This window comes from Streptomyces sp. NBC_00057, from assembly GCF_045041165.1.
Lineage (GTDB): Bacteria > Actinomycetota > Actinomycetes > Streptomycetales > Streptomycetaceae > Streptomyces.
Genome location: NZ_CP108256.1, coordinates 8,288,976 through 8,308,707 on the forward strand (window position 1 = coordinate 8,288,976; position 19,732 = coordinate 8,308,707).

The 19,732-nt window shown below is 67.2% G+C and carries 12 protein-coding genes; 8 read left to right on the forward strand and 4 right to left on the reverse strand.

Annotation, left to right across the window (positions count from 1 at the left end; translation table 11 throughout):
• Positions 1 to 397 precede the first annotated feature (397 nt).
• Both OG953_RS38950 and OG953_RS38955 read left to right on the forward strand, forming a co-directional pair.
• Positions 398 to 9,022 (forward strand): DNRLRE domain-containing protein, encoded by an 8,625-nt coding sequence (locus OG953_RS38950; RefSeq protein WP_405690395.1) that lies wholly within the window; start codon positions 398 to 400, stop codon positions 9,020 to 9,022.
• A gap of 63 nt (positions 9,023 to 9,085) precedes the next feature.
• Positions 9,086 to 9,613 carry a hypothetical protein gene (locus OG953_RS38955; RefSeq protein WP_405690397.1) on the forward strand — a complete coding sequence of 176 codons (528 nt, stop codon included), beginning with the start codon at positions 9,086 to 9,088 and terminating at the stop codon, positions 9,611 to 9,613.
• A gap of 444 nt (positions 9,614 to 10,057) precedes the next feature.
• Here OG953_RS38955 and OG953_RS38960 read toward each other — a convergent pair whose 3' ends face one another.
• The 4 genes from OG953_RS38960 to OG953_RS38975 form a co-directional block, all read right to left on the reverse strand.
• The gene (locus OG953_RS38960) at positions 10,058 to 11,041 is read right to left on the reverse strand and encodes an XdhC family protein (RefSeq protein ID WP_405690399.1); all 984 of its coding nucleotides are present in this window, start codon (positions 11,039 to 11,041) and stop codon (positions 10,058 to 10,060) included.
• 72 nt (positions 11,042 to 11,113) lie between these two features.
• Positions 11,114 to 13,306, reverse strand: coding sequence for a xanthine dehydrogenase family protein molybdopterin-binding subunit (locus tag OG953_RS38965; protein ID WP_405690401.1), 2,193 nt, complete (start codon positions 13,304 to 13,306; stop codon positions 11,114 to 11,116).
• A gap of 39 nt (positions 13,307 to 13,345) precedes the next feature.
• The gene (locus tag OG953_RS38970) at positions 13,346 to 14,335 is read right to left on the reverse strand and encodes an FAD binding domain-containing protein (protein WP_405690403.1); all 990 of its coding nucleotides are present in this window, start codon (positions 14,333 to 14,335) and stop codon (positions 13,346 to 13,348) included.
• On the reverse strand, positions 14,332 to 14,874 hold the full coding sequence (locus OG953_RS38975; protein ID WP_405690405.1) for a (2Fe-2S)-binding protein: 543 nt from the start codon (positions 14,872 to 14,874) through the stop codon (positions 14,332 to 14,334). The genes OG953_RS38970 and OG953_RS38975 overlap by 4 nt, the downstream gene beginning before the upstream one ends.
• 194 nt (positions 14,875 to 15,068) lie before the next feature.
• On the opposite strand from OG953_RS38975, the gene OG953_RS38980 reads away from it, so the two are divergent.
• The 6 genes from OG953_RS38980 (at position 15,069) to OG953_RS39005 (ending at position 19,256) form a co-directional block, all read left to right on the forward strand.
• A complete protein-coding gene (locus tag OG953_RS38980) occupies positions 15,069 to 15,959 on the forward strand; it encodes an AraC family transcriptional regulator N-terminal domain-containing protein (protein ID WP_405692319.1) in 891 nt (296 codons plus the stop codon).
• A gap of 226 nt (positions 15,960 to 16,185) precedes the next feature.
• A complete protein-coding gene (locus OG953_RS38985) occupies positions 16,186 to 16,419 on the forward strand; it encodes a transposase (RefSeq protein WP_352271737.1) in 234 nt (77 codons plus the stop codon).
• Complete coding sequence (locus OG953_RS38990) at positions 16,407 to 17,411, forward strand: IS3 family transposase (protein WP_405690407.1); 1,005 nt, start codon at positions 16,407 to 16,409, stop codon at positions 17,409 to 17,411. Before OG953_RS38985 ends, OG953_RS38990 begins: the two co-directional genes overlap by 13 nt.
• Positions 17,296 to 18,459: an IS30 family transposase gene (locus OG953_RS38995; RefSeq protein WP_405691598.1), complete on the forward strand. Its 1,164-nt coding sequence runs from the start codon at positions 17,296 to 17,298 to the stop codon at positions 18,457 to 18,459. The genes OG953_RS38990 and OG953_RS38995 overlap by 116 nt, the downstream gene beginning before the upstream one ends.
• Before the next feature lie 76 nt (positions 18,460 to 18,535).
• Positions 18,536 to 18,799 (forward strand): integrase core domain-containing protein, encoded by a 264-nt coding sequence (locus OG953_RS39000; protein ID WP_405690410.1) that lies wholly within the window; start codon positions 18,536 to 18,538, stop codon positions 18,797 to 18,799.
• Between the two features lie 37 nt (positions 18,800 to 18,836).
• A complete protein-coding gene (locus tag OG953_RS39005) occupies positions 18,837 to 19,256 on the forward strand; it encodes an ankyrin repeat domain-containing protein (protein WP_405690412.1) in 420 nt (139 codons plus the stop codon).
• The last annotated feature ends 476 nt before the right edge of the window (positions 19,257 to 19,732 follow it).

The following is a 19,732-nucleotide window of genomic DNA, read 5'->3' on the forward strand; positions in this document are numbered from 1 at the left end:
CATGAGTGAATGGCAGTCAAATCCGGCTGGTTATACCCCACGCCGAGCACCGTGTGAAACCCCACGGACAATTCGCCCAACACGTGTCGCTGCAATGCGGTGACCTGCGGTGCTTCGAGCTGTGTGTGGTGAAGGATCCCGTTCGTCCGCCCTGTTGACGCCCCGTCATTGACATGTGTAGAACGCGCTCTGATTCATCGGCAGCGCTCCGGTCCCGAATCCGATCGCGCCTTTGGCATGCCCAAAAGCAGGCCGGGGCGTCCGGAAGTGGTTACCGGTCGCGAAAATGCAGCGCAAATGGCGCGAAGAAGAAGGCGGACCGTACGTGAGAACGCGACACCGAAGACTGCTTGCCGGTCTCGTCGCATCGGCCGTGGTGGGGACCTTGCTCCCGACCATGGCCTTTGTGACGCCAGCGGCAGCGGCGGATTCAAGCGGCGACAGGGGCGAGAAGACGGGTGTCTTCGACGCCGTCAAGGGATGGTTCGCCGACGAGGAGGAACCCGAACCGGCCAACGCCCTGGAGATATCCAGCCGCGAGAAACTGCCCAAGGGAGCGAAAGACCCCAAGCCGAAGCGGGTCAAGGAGCTGAAGAACCGGCGCACTCCGAGTGCCCGGTTCTTCGAGCTCTCGGACGGTCGCGTCGAAGCCGAACTGACTGCGGTCCCCACCGCGTACCAGGACGAGCAGAACAAGACCTGGAAGCCGATCGACGTCTCCGTGCGGGAGACCTCGAAGAAGGGCTTCGACTACGCCAACACCGCCAACCTCGGCCGGACCTACTTCGGTTCCGAGCCGGGTGAGCTGGTGCGGATCGAAGGCGAGGGCGGCGAGTCCGTCACCCTCGGCCTGGACGCCGCGGCAACCCTCGGCGGCAAGGACCTGAAGCCCGCGGCCAAGGGCGCCAAGGTCACCTATCCGAACGCCGTCGAGGGCGCCGACCTCGAATACGTCGTCGAGCCGGGCCAGGTCAAGGAGAACATCGTCCTGGCCGAGCGCCCGGACGGAGCGGTGAAGTTCACCTTCACGCTGGACGCGGGTGGCCTGACGCCCACGTCCCGCAAGGATGGCTCCATCGCCCTGTACGGCGAGGCCCCTCAGACCCCGGTGATGGTCATCCCCGCCCCGTACATGACGGACGCGGCGAAGGATTCGAAGTCACCGACCGGCGGCACCTACAGCACCGAGGTCACCCAGAAGCTGACCAAGGACGGTGACAACTGGAAGATCACCGTCGCACCAAACACCAAATGGCTGGCCGACAAGGACCGCCAGTACCCGGTCGTGATCGACCCGACAATCACCATCACCCCGGACGCGACCGGTTCGAAGGACACCATGGTCCTGTCGGACCAGCCGTCCACCAACTTCAACACCACCTGGAAGCTGTCGGCCGGCAAGACCGACACCGGAATCTCCCGCTCCCTGGTGGAGTTCCCGCTGTCGGAGATCCCGTCAGGGGTGAAGGTCGACTCGGCCCGCCTGGGCATGTACTTCGACCAGTCCCACACCACCAACGCCAACGACGTCACCATCGGCGCCTACCGGGCCACAGGCACCTGGACCGAAGCCGGCGCCACCTGGTCCAACACCAGCGCCCTGGTCGGGGAGCTGTCCGGCACCACCGTGCAGATCGACGACGGTGACGCGGGCACGGCCGCGGTAGGCGAGTGGCCGAGGGTCACCACCACCAGCACGGCGAACATCGGCAGCGACTACACCTACAACAAGAACGCGGCCACCGGCGAGACCTACACCTACCAGCCGCGGATCGCCGAGACCGCGTCCTACCGCGTCGAGGCGCACTATTCGCCGCTGGCCGACAACACCACCGCCGCCCCGTACAAGGTCCTCCACGACGGGCTCACCCACAGCTACACCGTCGACCAGACGGCCGGGACCGCGTCGACCTGGAAGGCCCTGACCAGCACCCAGCTGGACTTCAACAAGGGCAACGCCGACAAGATCGTCCTCGGTGACACGGGCGACTCCACCAAGCGGACCATGGCCGACGCCGTGCGCCTGGTGAACCCCGCCTCGATCGTCAAGAACACCGGCGAGTACAACCAGTGGCACAACTTCCCGGTCACCGACACCGTCCAGAAGTGGGTATCGGGGACCGCCACCAACTACGGGTTCGTGCTCAAGGCCACCGACGAGTCGGCCACCGCACCGACCGGCGGCCCGCGCTACGAGGCCGCCGACGGCTCCACATATGGCGGAGAGACGTCGACCATCCCGCGGCTGACCGTCACGTACGGCAAGGTCGGCACCTCGCTGAACTCACCTGAGGTCGTGCACTCCACCGGCCCCGAACTGAGCTGGCCCGCGTACAAGAACGACACCGGGGACACCGAGCTCGAGATCGCCGAGTACCAGCTGCACCGGTCGACCCAACAGGCGTTCACGCCGTCGTCCGCCACCCTGGTGGCGCCTATCGCCAAGACCGCGACCACATACACCGACACCACTGCCACCCCGTCCCCGAACGGGGCCGGAACACCGGAGATCGGCCGGTCGTACTACTACCAGATCGTGGTCAAGACGGCCGACGGGCAGCTGCTCGGCTCGCCCACGCGGACCGTCGGCATCCCCAAGCCGGGCCGCACCATGCGCCTGCTCCAGGGCACCGACGACGTCACCGACACCACGCTCTCCTCCCAGCAGCCCACCACCAACCAGGACACCATCCAGTCCTTCGGGGTCGGCCAGAAGTGGCTGAGCACCGGTGACAACTCCGGCACCTACGGCACCACCCGGGCCGCGCTGAAGTTCAACACCGCTGCCATCCCCACCACGGCGACCGTCCTCGAAGGCCGGATGTACCTGTGGGGTGCGGAGACCACCAACACCGCCGCGGGAGCCGTCTACGAACTCCACGGCCTGAACAAGACCTTCGACGAGACCACCGCCACGTGGAACCAGTCGGCCACCTCGGCCCCCTGGACCGCTCCCGGCGGCGACTTCTCGGCCACGGTCTCGGACACCGTGCCGCAGTTCACCGACGAGGTCGGCCGCCACTGGTGGGACGCCACCACGCTCACCAAGAGCTGGGTGAAGACGCCCGCCAACAACAAGGGCGCCCTGGTCAAACTGGCCGGCGACACCGATGCCACCCAGCAGGAGCGCACCCTGTGGCTGGCCTCCGAGGCCGCCGACTGGCAGCTCGGCCCGCTGCTGCGCGTGATCTACGTCGACTCCACCACCGAGGACACGTACTACGCGCCGACCACCCCGGCCCGGATGACGCCGAACTCCACGTACACCGTGGACTTCACCGTCACCAACACCACGAGCACCGCATGGGCGGCCGGTGAGCGCCAGCTCTCCTACACCTGGAAGCTGCCCGACGGCACCGACGTCACCACCGGCGGCAACCAGGCGGCCACCGCCGTCCCGGCCCTGATCCCCGGCGAGTCCGCCACCGTCAAGGCCACGGTCAAGACACCGATCAACTCGGACAGCGGCAACAAGCGCACCGAGTACGTCCTCGGCTGGGACGTGAAGAAGGTCGCCGACGGCTCCTGGCTCTCGGTCACCAATCCCACCATCACCCCGCTGAAGCAGAGCGTGGCGGTCGAGGACCCGACCTCCAACTCGCTGGGCATGGAGAAGTTCTACGCCTACGCGGGCAAGAACACCGGCGCCGGCTCGACGGTGATGAACAACCTCGCGTCGGGCAACAGCGTGTGGTCGTACAACGCGTTCAGCAACCCCGGCCGGGGCCTGAGCACGTTCTTCCGCATGGCCTACAACTCCCTCGACACCTCCGACACGGTCTCCGGTCATGGCTGGTCGATGCAGGCCGCCGGTCCGATCCGGCTCGGCGCGCCGCTGGAGTTCCACCCCAAGCCCAACCCGACCGAGATCCGCCTGCCCGACGGTGACGGCACGACCCATGTGTTCCGCTGGGACGCCACCAACAGCGTGTGGAAGGCGCCGGCCGGCGTCCACTACAAGCTGTCGGCCAAGGCGGGCCTGGACTGCACCCCGGCCAAGGACCCGATCCCGGACGCCTGGACGATGACCCGCCCGGACGGGACCCGGTTCCTGTTCGGCTGCGACGGCTACCTCACCTCGACGATCGACAAGAACGGCAACACACAGCTGTTCACGTACGAGGAGCGGAAGTCCAACAACAAGCCGACCAAGTTCCTCAAGTACATCACCGACCCGGCAGGCCGGCAGTCGCTGAACGTCGAGTACTGGGACAAGGGCCAGAACGGCTACCAGTACATCAACGACTCGGGTGTGCTGACCTCGGACACCGGCAACCTCAACAACTCGAAGATCTACGACCACATCCGCTCGGTCACCGACATCTCCGGCCGGACGGTCGAGTTCTACTACACGGCCAAGGGTCTGCTCGGGCAGTTCACCGACGGTGTGGGCAGCTCACAGCCGAAGAACTTCAAGTTCACGTACGACGCCACCCAGGGCAACAAGAACGTCAAGCTGGTCGAGGTCACCGACCCGCGCGGCAACGGCACGTCCCTGGCGTACTACGCACCGCAGTCCGGTGACGACCCGAAGTACCACTGGTGGACGAAGACGGTCACGGACCGGCTGAACGGTGCGACGGGCTACACCTACGCGGTCGACGCGTCGAACGCGAAGTTCACCCAGACCAAGGTCACGGACGCGGAGTCCCACACGGCGACTCACGTGACGGACGACTTCGGCCGTCCCGTGCAGACCACGAACGCCAAGTCCCAGACCACGAAGATCAGTTGGGACGCGGACAACAACGTCACGTACCTGGAGGAGGACAACGGCGCCAAGACCGCCTACTGCTACGACCAGAAGACGGGCTACCCGCTCTGGCAGCGCGACGCGGAGAACAACAAGGCAGGCGTGCCGCCCGCGGCCGACTGCGCTCCGGGAACGTACCCGGCGAACTCGCAGCAGTACAGCTACCAGACCCGTCTGGACGGTTTCTCCGCCGACCTGCACACGAAGACCTCTCCCGAGGGCAACAAGTGGCAGTTCGGCTATGACTCGTTCGGCAATCTGAAGACGGTCACCGACCCCGAGGGCGTCGCGACTGCGACGGCCGACGACTACACCACCAAGTACGAGTACGACGCCTACGGTCAGCTGACCAAGGTGATCGACGCCAAGGGCAACCCGACGACCAACAGCGGCTTCGGCCCGACAGGCTACCCGGCGACGATCACCGACGCGCTGGGCAACCCGACGTCCTACGTGTACGACGAGCGTGGGCAGGTCAAGGAAGTCACCGACGCGCTCGGCAAGAAGGTCACCCAGACCTACGACACCTTCGGGCGTCCCAAGGTCGCGACGGTGCCCAAGGAAGCCGGGGTTCTGATCACCACCCCGGAGCCGGAGTACGACGCCAACGACAACACCACCAAGTCGACCTCGCCCAACGGCGCGGTGTCCACGGCGGTGTACGACGCGGCGGACCAGATCACCTCGGCCACCGCACCGAAGGACACCTCCACATCGGGTGAGCGGAAGTCGACGTACACCTACGACAAGGTCGGCAACCTCAAGACGACGACCGAGCCGAAGGGTTCGCTGACCACGTCCGACGCGACGGACTACGTCACGACCAACGCGTATGACGAGGTCTACCAGCTTCTCTCCGCGGTCAACGCGGACGGCGACAGGATCTCCTACACGTACGACAACGTCGGCAACCTCACCAAGGTGGTGGACCCGAAGAAGAACGCCACCGCCGACCCCGACGACTACATGACCAAGACCGCCTACGACCTGAACCATCGGGTCACCACGGTCACGGACGCGGCCGGTAAGTCCACCTCGCGGACGTACAACAAGGACTCCTTGGTCGTCGAGACCAAGGACGCCGAGAACAACTCCACGTTCTTCGACTACGACAAGCGCGGCAAGCAGAAGGAGATCCGCGCCCCCTACTCCGGGACCACGATCCGCAAGACCCAGTTCGAGTACGACCAGGTCGGCAACACCACCAAGGTCATCACGCCGCGGGGCACCGCGACGACGGGCACCGCGGACGACTTCGCGCAGCGCACCGAGTACGACGCGCTGAACCGTCCGGTCAAGCAGTTCCAGCCGTACGACCCGACGGACGGCCGCTACAACAAGGCGGACGTCTACACCCAGACGTCGTACGACGCCGTGGGCCGGGTGGCGAAGACCTCGCTGCCGCCCTCTGCAGGTGAGACGGTCCGCAACGACACCACCTACGAGTACTTCGACAACGGCTGGACGAGGAAGTCCACCGATCCGTGGGACATCACCACGACCTACGACTACACCGAGACGGGCCAGCAGAAGGCCCGCACGCTGACCTCGGCGGGCGGCTCCTCGGACCGCACCATGGCGTGGTCGTACTACCCCGACGGCAAGCTCAAGTCGAAGTCCGACGACGGTGTGCCGGTCGGCAAGTCGGTCGTGCTGGTCGACAACTCCGACACCCAGCACACCTCCTCCACCGGTACGTGGGCGACGGGAGACCTCACCGGCCAGCAGGGCTACGACCACCGCACGCACGCGGCGGGCACCGGCACGGATGCCTTCACCTGGACGCTGAACATCCCCAAGGACGGCACGTACACGGCGTACGTGAAGTACCCGAAGGTGACCGGCGCCGCCACCACCGCCAAGTACACCCTCACGCACGGCACGACGACCGAGCCTTCGGCGACGAAGGACCAGACGGCGAACACCGGCACCTGGGTCAGCTTGGGCAGCTACACCCTCAAGCAGGGCGAGGACAGCAAGCTCAAGCTGGACCAGAACAGCGGTGGTGCGGTCGTTGCGGACGCGGTCAAGCTGGTGCGCGACGCCAGCGGTGAGACCGACAGCGAAAAGCACACCTTCGCCTACGCCTACGACGTCAACAGCAACCTCACCTCGATCGACGACACCTCGTCCGGCGCGAAGATCGACGCCTACACGGTGGCGTACACGGGCCTGAACCAGGTCGCGAAGGTGACCGAGGCGCTGGCCGGCGCGGAGAAGAAGGTCACGTCGTACACGTACGACGCCAACGGCCAGACGGATACGGTCACCCACCCCGACCAGTTCTCCAAGTACACCTACGACCTGCGAGAGCAGGTCAAGACGGTGTCGGTCGGCAAGACGGCGGCCGATGCCTCACCGAAGGTGAGCTCCTACACATACACCGACCGAGGCCAGAAGCTCCAGGAGACCAAGGCCAACAAGAACACGGTCGACTCCACCTACTACCTGAACGGCTCCCTGAAGTCGACGACGGAGAAGAAGGGCTCCGGCACCCTCGTCTCCGAGCACACCTACGCCTACGACGCCAACGGCAACAAGGCGCAGGACGTGGCGAAGAAGATGAACGCCGACAACCACGCGGCGTACCTCGACTCCACCACGGACTACACCTACGACCCGGCCGACCGACTCGCCAAGTCGGTCAAGACGGGCACGGGCGCGGGCACCGACACCTATGTCCACGACGACAACGCCAACGTCATCAGCCAGTCGGTCAAGGGCGTTTCCACGACGTTCGACTACGACCGCAACCGGCTGCTGACCGCCACCTCGGCCGGCTCGACCGCCAACTACAACTACGACCCGTTCGGCCGTCAGGAATCGGTCACCGCAGGCGGAAAGGTCGTTGAGCGCAGCGTCTACGACGGGTTCGACCACGTCGTGGAGTCCCAGAAGGCGGACGACACGGGTGCGTTGAAGTCGACGAAGTACACGTTCGACCCGCTGGACCGCACCGCGTCGAAGACGGCGGACGGCAAGACGACCGACTTCAACTACCTCGGCATGTCCAGCGAGGTGCTGGGTGAGGAAGTCGCCGGCGAGCTCACCAAGTCCTACCAGTACAGCCCGTGGGGCGAGCGTCTCTCCCAGGTCAAGCACAACACCGACGGGACCAGCGAGGACGGCTTCTACGGCTACAACTCGCACACGGACGTCGAGACGCTGACCGACAAGGACGGCGACACCAAGTCCACCTACGGCTACACCGCCTACGGCTCCGACGACGAGGACGAGTTCACCGGCATCGACAAGCCGGAAGCGGCCGATCCGACCAAGGAGGCGTACAACCCCTACCGGTTCAACGCCAAGCGCTGGGACGCGCAGACCGGCACCTACGACATGGGATTCCGGGACTACAACCCGGGGCTCAACCGGTTCACCAGCCGGGACATGTACAACGGGGCCCTCTCGGACATGGGACTCGGGTCGGACCCCTACACAGGGAACCGGTACGCCTTCACCGGTGGCAACCCCGTCAGCAATGTCGAACTGGACGGTCACATCTTCGGGTGTGACGTCTGCGACGACGTCATCGATGAAATCGGAGACCTCGTCTCAGGCGGGACCAAGAAGGCCAAGGGCGGATGGCTGACCGTCGCCGACACGTTCCTTACGGGCATCGGCTGGTACAACGAGACGGCGCCCAACGGGTACGAAACGGAGCCCGGTGCCACGCCGGACTACGGCAAGGGTCTGCTCGTCAAGCCGGGCGACGAGAAGGAATGGACCGGCGCCGACACGCGGTTCCCGTTCCAGCAGCAGGACTGCAACGACAACCGTCAGAGCATGCTCTACTACATGCCGCTCGACGGCGCGGGACGCGCTCAGGGAGCGATCGGCTGCCTGAACTGGCACGACACCAACAACGTGGACAAGGGGACCGGCGAGATCTACGGGGATGACGGGATCTTCGGCAGCGGGACGGTCTGGCCCACCGATGACCCCTTGTACATCCCGAAGGCGATGCAGAAGGGCGGTCCGCTCTACCGGAAGGGACTGGACCGGGGGCACCTGATCGCCAACCGGTTCGGCGGCTCCGGTGAGGACATCCGGAACCTGGCGCCGATGCACCCAGACGTGAACCAGAAGGCGATGTCGACGGTGGAGGACGCGGTTGCCAAAGAGATCAACGGCGGACACACCGTCTTCTATCAGGTCATGGTGCACTACCCCAGTGCCACCGATCCGATGCCGGACCGCTTCGATATAACCTGGAGCAGTTCGAGCGGCGCCAGCGATTCGGTGCCGCTCTACAACACCCCATAGGGTGATACCGGGGGGCGTGCCGGATACGTGGCACGCCCCCCGGTCCAAGTCTTCGATCGGAATGTGAAGAGAATGTGGATCGAGCGAATCGCTGAGGCCACGAACTGGGAGCCGCTTCGGCTCGAGATTCCGTGGAGCAGCGTTGAGGAAGATCTCGGTACGGCACTGCCCGAGGATTACAAGAAGCTTGCGGAGACATTTGGTAAGGGAGAATTCTCGGAATTCTTGCGTGTTCTCACCGTGGATAGCACGAGGCAGTTCGACCTGGCCAGAATCTGGAAGAAGTTTCTCGACGGTGCCCCGGAGGACGGGCCCGATCCCCTCTTCAAGCCCTACCAGATGTACCGGCCCGGTCGGCGTGGTCTCATTCCCTGGGCGTTCGGTGAGATGGAGTGCAGCTACTTCTGGCTGGCGTCTGCGGAGGAAGATCCGGCGAGCTGGCCCATCGTCACGCAGGGCGACCCGTACCCCTTGCAACAAGTGAGCATGTGCACCTCCGAGTTCGTCTACCGCGTGTTGACGGATCCGGAGTTCGAGCCGTTCTCGATCGCGAGGCTGATGCCGGAGCCTGACTTCTACCCGATGGATTGAGTCGCGCAGCACTCTTGCGCCCGACGTGAGTCTTCAGTGACGGCCCCCGAGCCCCTGTAGGGGCCGTTATGTGCGTCTTGGCCTAATATCTAGCCAAATGTGTCTAACGTCCGTCCGCTCATGTCCCGGAATCGCGCTCCTGTACAACCAGCTCCCTTTGTACGTACGGGGATTCGGGAGCGGAACATGGCAGCCCATCGCGGGCGACGGTGGCGCAGGCCGCCGTGGTGTCTGTTGGCGTGGCGTTGAGCGGGTGCTCCGGAGGCGGGGGAGTGCAGGAGCCTGCTGGGTCGCGACGCTCGTTTGACGCTCCTGACGGCCGACGATCTGCCTGGATTGCGGCGTAACCCCATCCGGCCTGCATGTTGTCGCTCTTGCAGACTTGCTCACGCAGCGGCGCCCCGCGCGGAAGGGGTCGACGGGTACTGGGCGCGACCTGATCGGCTAGGTGTGCGCTGCGGCAGTGGTGGCCCGGATGGGCAGATCGCCGCCGCGCAGGCGCTGCCCGCCGCGGCCGTTGTCCACCGCGACGAGCTCGGCGAGGATCGACAGTGCGCTCTCGGCGAGCGACGCTCCGCCGAGGTCGAGGCCCGCCGGGCCGGTCAGCCGGTCCAGTCCGGGGGCGTCGGCCAGGCGCCGCAGGCGTTGCGCGTGGGTGGCCCGGCTGCCGAGCGCGGCGACGTATCCGGCGGGGCCTGCCAGAGCGGCGCGAAGAGCGCGGTCGTCGATACGCGGGTCATGGCTCAGGGTGACGACCGAGTCGCGTACGCCGAGCGGATGGCGGGCGATCCACTCGTCGGGCCAGGCACGGACGACGTCGGCGGTGCCGGTGAAGGCCCCGGAGGCGACGTGGCCGGGCCGCGGGTCGAGGATGACGACCTTGCGGTGCAAGGTCCCGGCCAGGGTGGCCAGGACTGCGGCAAGATCCGTCGCGCCGACCAGCAGCAGCCGCGGCCGCCCCGTCAGTTCCTCGATGAACGCAGGTCCCACGTCGGGCAGTTGGCCAGGGGTGGCTGCCGTCGACCAGCGGTGGGGCGGCCTCAGCCCGACCCGCACAGTGAGCGGACGGTCCTTGGCCAGGGCCGTGGTGATGGCGGAGTGCACGGGCTCGGGCGGCGCGGGCGTGATGAGGACTCGCAGTTCGCCGGCGCAGGCGGGAGCGTCCTCCCAGGGCAGGAGGTCGTCCCCGGGCGACACCGCGGTCACATGGGACGCGGCCCCTGCCAGGACAGCGCGGGCTGCCTCCAGGACGATGCCCTCGACGCAGCCGCCCGACAGCGAGCCGCGCCACGTACTGTCTCCGGCGACCGCCATGGTTGCGCCGAGCGGTCGTGATCCGGGACCGTCACGGCCCACCAGCCGGGCCAGCGCGACGGGGCGGCCCGCCCGACGGTGGGCGTCGACGAAGGGCCACACCTCGCGTAGCACGCGTACCTCCTGTTCAGATCCCGGGCCGGGGCGGCGACGGCAGCGGTCCGAGAGCCCTTGCTCGCGGACAGCTCACGACGGAGGCCGCTCCTCGAGCACGCGGTCCGGACGGATGGGCAGGGTCCGCCGGCGGCTGCCGGTGGCGTGCCAGACGGCGTTCGCGATCGCGGCGGCGGTGCCGACGGTGCCGATCTCACCGACGCCTTTGATGCCTGACGGGTCGCCGGGTTCGTAGTCGGGCACGAAGTCGGCTTCGATGTCGGGTACGTCGGCGTGTGCGGCGATGTGGTAGCCGGCGAAGTCCCCGTTGACGTGGCGGCCGGTGGCCGGATCACGGACGCCATCTTCGTGCAGGGCCATCGACAGTCCCATGATCATGCCCCCGACGAGCTGACTGCGTGCGAGCAACGGGTTGATCACGCGGCCCACGGCGAACATCCCCAAAAGCCGCCGCACACGCACCTCGCCGGTCGCCGGATCGACGGTCACTTCGCAGAACACGGCACTGTAGGAGTGCCGTTCCATGAGGGGCAGCTCACCGAGCGACTCGGTGGTGTCGAACGAGACGGTCAGCGGCAGCGTGGCGCCGCCCGGTTGGGAGCGCAGCTTCGCCGCGGCCTCGGTGATCGCCCAGGACCAGGACGTCGTCCCCCGGGATCCACCGGCGCCCCACGCGGGACCGAGGTCGCTGTCCGCGATCAGCAGCCGTATCCTTTCAGGATTTACGCGCAGCGCCTCGGCCGCCACTGCGGTCAACGCGGTGCGTGCGCCCGTGCCGATGTCGCTGGCGCCGATGGCCACGGTGAAGTCCCCGTCGGCCTCGGCGGTGATCGATGCCGTCGAGGGCAGCGCCCCCGCGCCGAAGGACGTGGCCGCCATCCCGGTGCCGACGAGCAGACGTCCCTCCCTCCGCGTCCGCGGGTGGCGGTCGCGTGTGGCCCAGCCGAACCGGTGAGCGCCCTCCCTCAGACACGCGACGAGATTGCGGCGGCTGAACGGCAGGCCGGACACGGGGCCAACGGAAGGCTCGTTGCGCAGCCGAAGCTCAAGGGGGTCCATGTCCAACCGTTCCGCCACCTCGTCCATGGCGGATTCAAGCGCGAACGAACCGGGTGTCGCGCCGGGCCCGCGCACCGAGTACGGCGGCAGGATGTCGACCGGGACCGCGGTGCGCCGTGTACGGATCGCCCGTGCCGCATAGAGCGTGTTGGAGAGCTCGGTGCAGTTCTCGAGGTAATCCGCGAGCTTCGAGACCTCGAAGGCCGCTTTGTGGTCGATGGCGCGCAGTCGGCCGTCGGCATCGGCCCCGATCCGCACTCGCTGGTCGGTCGCCGGCCGCATCGAGACCGTCTGGAACACCTGACTCCGGGTCAGGGTGACGCGTACGGGACGATCGAACACCGTCGTGGCCATCACCGCCAGGACCAACTGGGGGCCGCACCCTCCTGATTTGGACCCGAAGCCGCCACCGACGTGCGGAGACCGGACGCGCACCTGCTTCGGGTCGAGGTGGAACAGCGTGGCCACCGTCATGGCGACCAGGAAGGGCCCCTGGTTGGAGTCGACGACCTGCAGGCGCTCGCCTTCCCACCAGGCGGTCGCGGAGTGCGGCTCCATGGCGGCGCCGTGCGCCTCGGGGGTGACGTAGTGCTCGTCGACGACCACCGCGCTCGCAGCCAGCTCCATGTCCACGTCACCGACGGTGGCGTCCTCTCCGAAGAACGACGTCGCCGGCCGGGCGGCCGGGTGCTCAAGTGAGAAGTTGACGTCGTACGGTTCCTCGTCATACGTCACCCGCAGCGCCATGGCCGCCGACCGGGCCTGCTCCGCTGTCTCCGCCACTACCAGCGCAATCGGCCGACCGGAGTGAGGGATTTCATCGCTCTGCAGCAGGTGCATGCCACCGTCGGGCCCGAAGAACGATCCTGCATCCAGGTTCAGCCGGGGCGCGTTGTGGTGGTCGATCACACCCAGCACGCCGGGCATGGCCAGCGCGGCGGAGGTGTCGATGTCGCGGATGCGTCCGCGGGTCACCGTGGAGGTGACGACCCAGCCGTGCGCCAGGTCGCCCGTCGGCTCGTCCGCGGCGTAGCGCACCGAGCCGGTGACCTTGGCCGGACCCTCTATACGGGGCCGCGCCGTGCCAACGGCTCCCAGTGGCCGTTCCCTCGTGCCGGCCGACGGGGCGGAGGTCCCGGCGGTGCTTGGTCCGATGGCCGGGTGTCCGGCCGGTGCCGGGGATGGACTGGTCGAGGACGCGTTCATATGTTGATCTCCTTCAGGACGTGTGACGGGACCGGTTCGTCACTCGCCCCGGTGGGCGAGCTCGGTCAGCACGGCCTCGATCAGGTTGCGGGCGAGCGTGACCTTGTACGCGTTGTCGCGCAGCGGCCGCGCGGCGGACAGTTCCGCGTCCGCGGCGGCCCGGAAGCGGTCAGCCGTGGCAGGGACATCCCGCAGGGCGGTCTCAGCGACGTGGGCGCGCCAGGGCCGTGAGGCGAGGCCGCCGAGCGCGATCCGGGCACCGTGGACGATGCCCTCGTGGACGTCCAGCGCGGCTGCGACGGACACGTTGGCGAAGGCGTAGGATGCGCGCTCGCGGACCTTGCGGTAGCGCGATTGCGGGCTCGCCGATGCGGCCGGCAGGGTGACCGCGGTGATCAGGGCGCCCGGGGGCAGCGCCGTTTCCCGCTGCGGACTCTCGCCGACCGGCAGGTAGAAATCGGACAGTGGGATCTCATGGGTCCCGTCCAGGGTCTCGTAGTGCACGACCGCGTCGAACGCGGCCAGGGCTACGGTCATGTCCGAGGGATGGGTGGCCACACAGTGGTCGGACCAGTCGAGGATCGCGTGGTTGTGGTGCTCTCCGGCGATTGCGGAACAGCCGCTGCCCGGGCTGCGCTTGTTGCACGGCTGGGAGCGGTCTGCGAAGTAGCCGCACCGGGTCCGCTGCAGCAGGTTGCCGCCCACCGTGGCCATGTTGCGCAGCTGCCCCGACGCGCCCGCCAGCACGGCCTGGCTGAGCGCCGGGTACCGGCGGCGCACCTCGGGATGGGCCGCCAGGTCGCTGTTGGTGGTCGTCGCGCCGACGACGAGTCCTCCGCCGGGCGCCTCGCGGACACCGTCCAGCGGTAGTCGGCGCACGTCCACCAGCCGGGTGGGCGTCTCGATGCCGTCCTTCATCAGGTCGACGAGATTCGTTCCACCGCCGAGAAACCGGGCGCCATCGTCCCCGGCGACGGCGGCAAGGGCCTCACGGACCTGCCTCGGCCGCTGATAGCTGAACTCCTTCATCCCCTTGCCTCCTCGCGGGACGCCGTCTCCAGCACGGCGCGCACGATCGACGGATACGCGCCGCACCGGCACAGGTTGCCGCTCAGGCGCTCGCGCACCTCCTCGGCGTCCAACTCCGGCGCCGGTCCCTGGGGGGAGACGTCGGTGGTGACCGCGCTGGGCCAGCCCGCCGCGTGCTCGGCCAGCATCCCGACCGCGGAGCAGAGCTGCCCGGGCGTGCAGTAGCCGCACTGGAGGCCGTCGAGTTGTACGAACGCCTGCTGCAACGGCCGCAGTTCACCGTCGTACGCGAGGCCCTCGACCGTCGTGACGTCCGAGCCGTCGGCGGCGACCGCCAGCGTCAGGCAGGACACCACACGCCGTCCGTCCAGAAGCACCGTGCAGGCGCCGCACTGCCCGCGGTCGCAGCCCTTTTTCGGCCCTGTGTGACCTGTGTCCTCACGGAGCGCATCGAGCAATGTCCTGCGATGGTCGACGGTCAGACGGCGCGTCAGGCCGTTGACGCGAAGACGTATCTCGCTGTGGGTTCCGTCCGTCATACCGCTTGTCCTTCCTCAATGCCGCGAATCCCCGAATAGCAGGGCCTCAGAGACTCCGGACATTCAACCAGTCCGCCGGAGAATTGCCTTGCCTAAAAGGGGCGGAGCCTTGCACGATCCTCCTTGTGATTTCACATGAGTCGGAGAGGTTCGATTGCTGGACCCTTCCTCACTCGCAATGCTTCAATCGGTCCATGCTGCTGGACGAACTCCGCACTCTGCTGACCCGTCACGCCCGACCCGACGGAACGACCGCCATCGAGCACGTGCGGATCGGCCGCGCGGAGTCGCAGGCACCTCATGCATCCATGACAGGTACCGTCATGGCGCTGATCGCTCAGGGCGCCAAACGTCTTGCGCTGGGCGAGTACGTGTACGAGTACCGCGCCGGGCAGTACCTGGTCGCTTCCGTCGACCTGCCCGTCACCGGCCATTTCGTCGAGGCCACCCCGGAGCGGCCGGCGCTGGGTCTCGGCCTGCTCCTGCAAGCCTCGGACGTCGCCGAGGTGATGCTGCAGGCCGCTCCCCGCAGCTTTGCGCAGAACGGCACCGCGCCACCCGCTCTCGCCGTCAGTGACGCCTCCGACGAGTTCCTCGAGGCCGCCGTGCGACTGCTGCGCCTGCTCGACCAGCCGCGGGACAGGGACATGCTCGCCCCCCTCATCAAGCGGGAGATCCTGTGGCGCCTGATCACCGGTGAGCAGGGCGCGACGGTTCGTCAGATCGGCCTCGCGGACAGCAAGCTCTCCCATATCGCCAGAGCCGTGCAGTGGATTCGGGAAAACTACAGAGAGCCGTTCCGGGTGGACGACGTGGCAGAGCTGATCGGGATGAGCACTTCCGCCTTCTACCGGAATTTCCAGGCCGTCACCGGAATGAGTCCCATCCAGTTCCAGAAGAAGATGAGACTTCATAAGGCTCGGCTTCTTCTGGCCGCGCATCCAACAGACATCGCGCACATCGGGTACCGCGTGGGATACGACAGCCCGTCCCAGTTCAGCCGGGAGTACCGGCGTCTCTTCGGCGCGCCGCCCAGTCAGGACGCGATCAGATTCACGGCGCGCACCGCCGACGCAGAGAACTGACCGGCCGGAACGCGCGACCTGCGGGCGGAATACACCAAGGCAGGAGGAAGGTTGCGGTACACCGTCCTGCTCGCGACCACTTCTTCGAACGCCTGCCGCAGCTGCGCGAGCCGATGACTGAGTCTTCCCTCGTAGCGTAGAGACCCTGACTGCAGGGGAAGTTGGGAGTCATGGCGGAGAAGAGGCGGAAGTTCGACGCGGAGTTCCGTGAGGGGCTGTGCGGATCGTGACCGAGACCAGGAAGCCGGTCGCCCAGGTCGCGAAGGACCTGGGGATAAATGAGACGACGCTGGCCAGCTGGGTGTCGCGGGCCCGCAGGGCCGGTGGGGCCGGTCCGACGGGCGAGAGCGAGGAGCTCGCGCGGCTGCGTCGGGAGAACGCCCAGCTGAAGAGGGACGTCAAGGAGCTGGGGATGGAGCGCGATGTCCTCAAACGCTGCATGGTCTTGTGGGTGAAGTAGCTGAGGCGGACCCGGCGGCCGTCGTCGGGGTGATCAGCGACCAGAAGACCGAGCACAAGATTCCGTACCGGACCTCCTGCCGAGCGCTCGGCGTGTCGGAGGCGTGGTTCTACAAGTGGCGCCGCCGCCCCGCCCAGCCGACGCAACGCGAGGTCAGGCGGCAGGCGCCGGCCGAGCGGATCCGCTACTTCTTCGACCGGTCAGGCCGGACCTACGGCTCGCCGAGGATCACGCTGGATCTGTGGGAGGAGGGCTGGCAGGTGTCGCAGAACACGGTCGCCGAGATCATGGCCGAGCTCGGCCTGCAGGGCCGCAAGCCGCCCCGCCGGCGCCGCTCGCTGACCCAGCCCGGGAAGCGGAAGGCCGCCCCTGACCTGGTCCGGCGCGGCTTCGACGCGGTCGCTCCGGATGTGCTGTGGTGGGGCGACATGACCGAAATCGAAACCGGTGAGGGCAAGCTCTACCTCGCCAGCGTCCACGACGCGTTCTCCCGCCGGGCCCTCGGCTACGCCATGGGACCCCGGCACGACACATCCCTGGTCAGCGCCGCCCTGCAGATGGCCGTCGCCACCCGGGGCGGCGACGTGGACGGCTTCGTCTTCCACACCGACCGCGGCTCGGAAGGCGGATTCAACCGGTCGTTGCAACACCTCGTCCTCGGAGATGTTGATGGGCAGGCCAGCAGGGTGGATGGCAGCGTTGACCGGGCGTTCGCCGATGAAGTCACCAGGTGCGCCGGCGCTACGGCGGGAAGCGGAACGTCAGTTCTGGCGGGAGATCGCGAAGGGACTGCTCCCGGAGGAGGCGGCAGCTTCGGTCGGCGTATCCCAAGCGGCGGGGGGAAGATGGTTCCGCCACGGTGGCGGCATGCCACCAATGGATCTTGCTCCGCAGTCCGGCCGGTACCTGTCCTTTCACGAGCGGGAAGAGATCGCGATCCTGAAAGCGCAGGGCATCGGGGTCCGGGAGACCGCGCGACGTCTTGGCCGTGATCCTTCGACGGTGTCCCGGGAACTGAGGCGCAACGCCGCGACTCGTGGCGGCTGGCTGGACTACAGGGCTTCGGTCGCCCAGTGGAAGGCCGATCTGGTGGCCCGGCGCCCGAAAACCGCGAAACTGGCGGCCAACGACCGGTTGCGCGACTACGTACAGGAAAGGCTTTCCGGCCAGGTCAGCCGCCCCGACGGGACGATGATGGGGCCAGAGGGGCCGCGGTGGAAGGGAAGGAACAAGCCGCACCGCGGCGACCGCCGGTGGGTCATGGCGTGGAGTCCGGAGCAGATCGCGAACCGGCTGAAGGTCGACTTTCCCGATGATGAGTCCATGCGTATCAGCCACGAGGCGATCTATCAGGCCCTGTTCATCGAAGGCCGGGGAACGCTCAAGCGCGAGCTCGTCGCCTGCCTGCGCACCGGCAGGGCCCTGCGGGTGCCCCGAGCTCGGTCCAAGCGGACGTCGTGGGCCCACGTCACGCCCGAGGTGTTGATCAGTGAACGGTCGGCCGAAGCCGACGACCGGGCCGTTCCGGGACACTGGGAGGGCGATCTTCTGATCGGACTGGAGAGGTCGGCGATCGGCACGCTGGTCGAGCGCACCACCCGGTTCACGGTGCTCGTCCACCTTCCCCGCGAGGACGGCTACGGCACGGTTCCCCGCACCAAGAACGGGCCGCCGCTGGCCGGCTACGGAGCGGTGACGATGAAGAACGCGCTGGCAGCAACGGTCGGCACCCTGCCCGGGCAACTATGGCGGTCGCTGACCTGGGACCGCGGCAAGGAGCTGTCGGCACACGCCCAGTTCACGATCGAGACCGGCATCCCGGTCTACTTCGCCGACCCGCACAGCCCCTGGCAGCGCGGCACCAACGAGAACACGAACGGCCTGTTGCGCCAATACTTCCCGAAGGGAACTGACCTTTCTCGATGGGCGGCTGAGGATATCGAGGCGGTCGCTGCCACGCTCAACAGCCGGCCCCGGAAGAGCCTCGGTTGGAAGACGCCCGCCGAGGCCCTCAACGACCATCTACTATCGATGAAATAAGCCGGTGTTGCATCCACTGGTTGAACCTGGTGAATACACCAGTGAGGCGTTCGGGCAACTGTGCAGCCGCTGGGGCGTGGTGCAATCCCTGGGGCGCGTCGGGTCCGCGCTGGACAATGCTGCCGCGGAGTCGTTCCACTCCGTACTGAAGGTCGAGTACGTCCACCGGTACCGCTTCACCACCCGGGCCGAGGCCCGGCTGAGGATCGCCACCTGGATCACGGACTTCTACAACACCAGGCGCCGCCACAGCGCGGCTGGCGGGCAGTCACCCATCACGTTCGAGAACACCATCCGAGAAGCACGCAGCCACACCCGTCACCAGGGCCAGGCTGCATAACCAAGGTCTCTACGAAATCAGGGGATTGACAAAACACGTGAACAACAGAAAGCGTAAGAAGCTGCCGAAGCGGCTTGCCGCGGCTGCCGGTGACGGACGAGTCGCCCTTCTCCAGCGACTCCTCGCCCAAGGAGCCGATCCCGACACCCGCGACCCTGACGGAGCCACACCGCTCTATCTCGCCGCCGTCCAAGGTGAAAACCGCTGTGCCGAGCTGCTCCTGGCGGCCGGGGCCTCGCCCAACGCCGAATCCCGGGGGTGGCGCAGCGGACTGCCACTCGCCGCAGCCACCGCCAAGGCCAACCTGCCACTCGTCGAGCTGCTGCTGTGTCATGGAGCCGACCCGCACCTGCGGGAGTCGGGGGGCGGCTCGGCGCTCGCCTGGGCACAGGGCTGGAGCGACGGCGCCGAGGAGCGGCAAGCCGTCCTGGCGCGGCTGCGCAACCTCACCGTTTGAGCCGTCCCCACCGGACGGTCGGCACCTCCGGTTTGCCGAGTGCTGCTGGGGGTGCCCCTATGTGCTTCGTCGACCCTGGCCGGGGTTGTTCACGGGGGTTTGTTCTGGGTACGCAAAGCGTGAAGTTCCCGGTGGGTCGGGTGCCGTATGGGCAGACCTGTGGTCGATGTGGTGGGTGGCCGCGCCGGTGCGGGGACGCGACGGGGCGGAAAGGGTGTTCGAGCGAGGCTGACCCATTTCGGCCGTGACGCTCGAATGACGCTCCGAGTGCGTGGAAGTCACTTCCCGTGAGCGTGAGACTGCATCTGACCTGCTGGTTCTTGCTATGCCGCTTCCGGTGACGTGATTTCTATGACGCATCATGTGGAGTGCGTCGCCATCCTCGAACCGGCTGCGACGGGCTCCTGACCTGGTATTTTTCTGGTGCGCGTTATATGCGGTGAGGTTCCCCGGAGATGCGGCGCCTTTCCACCGGA

Excerpts from the sequence above, each read along its gene's own strand:
- OG953_RS38950 (WP_405690395.1), top strand. The coding sequence starts at position 398 with ATGGCCTTTGTGACGCCAGCGGCAGCGGCGGATTCAAGCGGCGACAGG.
- OG953_RS38965 (WP_405690401.1), bottom strand. The coding sequence starts at position 13,306 with ATGAACGCGTCCTCGACCAGTCCATCCCCGGCACCGGCCGGACACCCG.
- OG953_RS38970 (WP_405690403.1), bottom strand. The coding sequence starts at position 14,335 with ATGAAGGAGTTCAGCTATCAGCGGCCGAGGCAGGTCCGTGAGGCCCTT.
- OG953_RS38975 (WP_405690405.1), bottom strand. The coding sequence starts at position 14,874 with ATGACGGACGGAACCCACAGCGAGATACGTCTTCGCGTCAACGGCCTG.
- OG953_RS38980 (WP_405692319.1), top strand. The coding sequence starts at position 15,069 with ATGCTGCTGGACGAACTCCGCACTCTGCTGACCCGTCACGCCCGACCC.
- OG953_RS38995 (WP_405691598.1), top strand. The coding sequence starts at position 17,296 with ATGGATCTTGCTCCGCAGTCCGGCCGGTACCTGTCCTTTCACGAGCGG.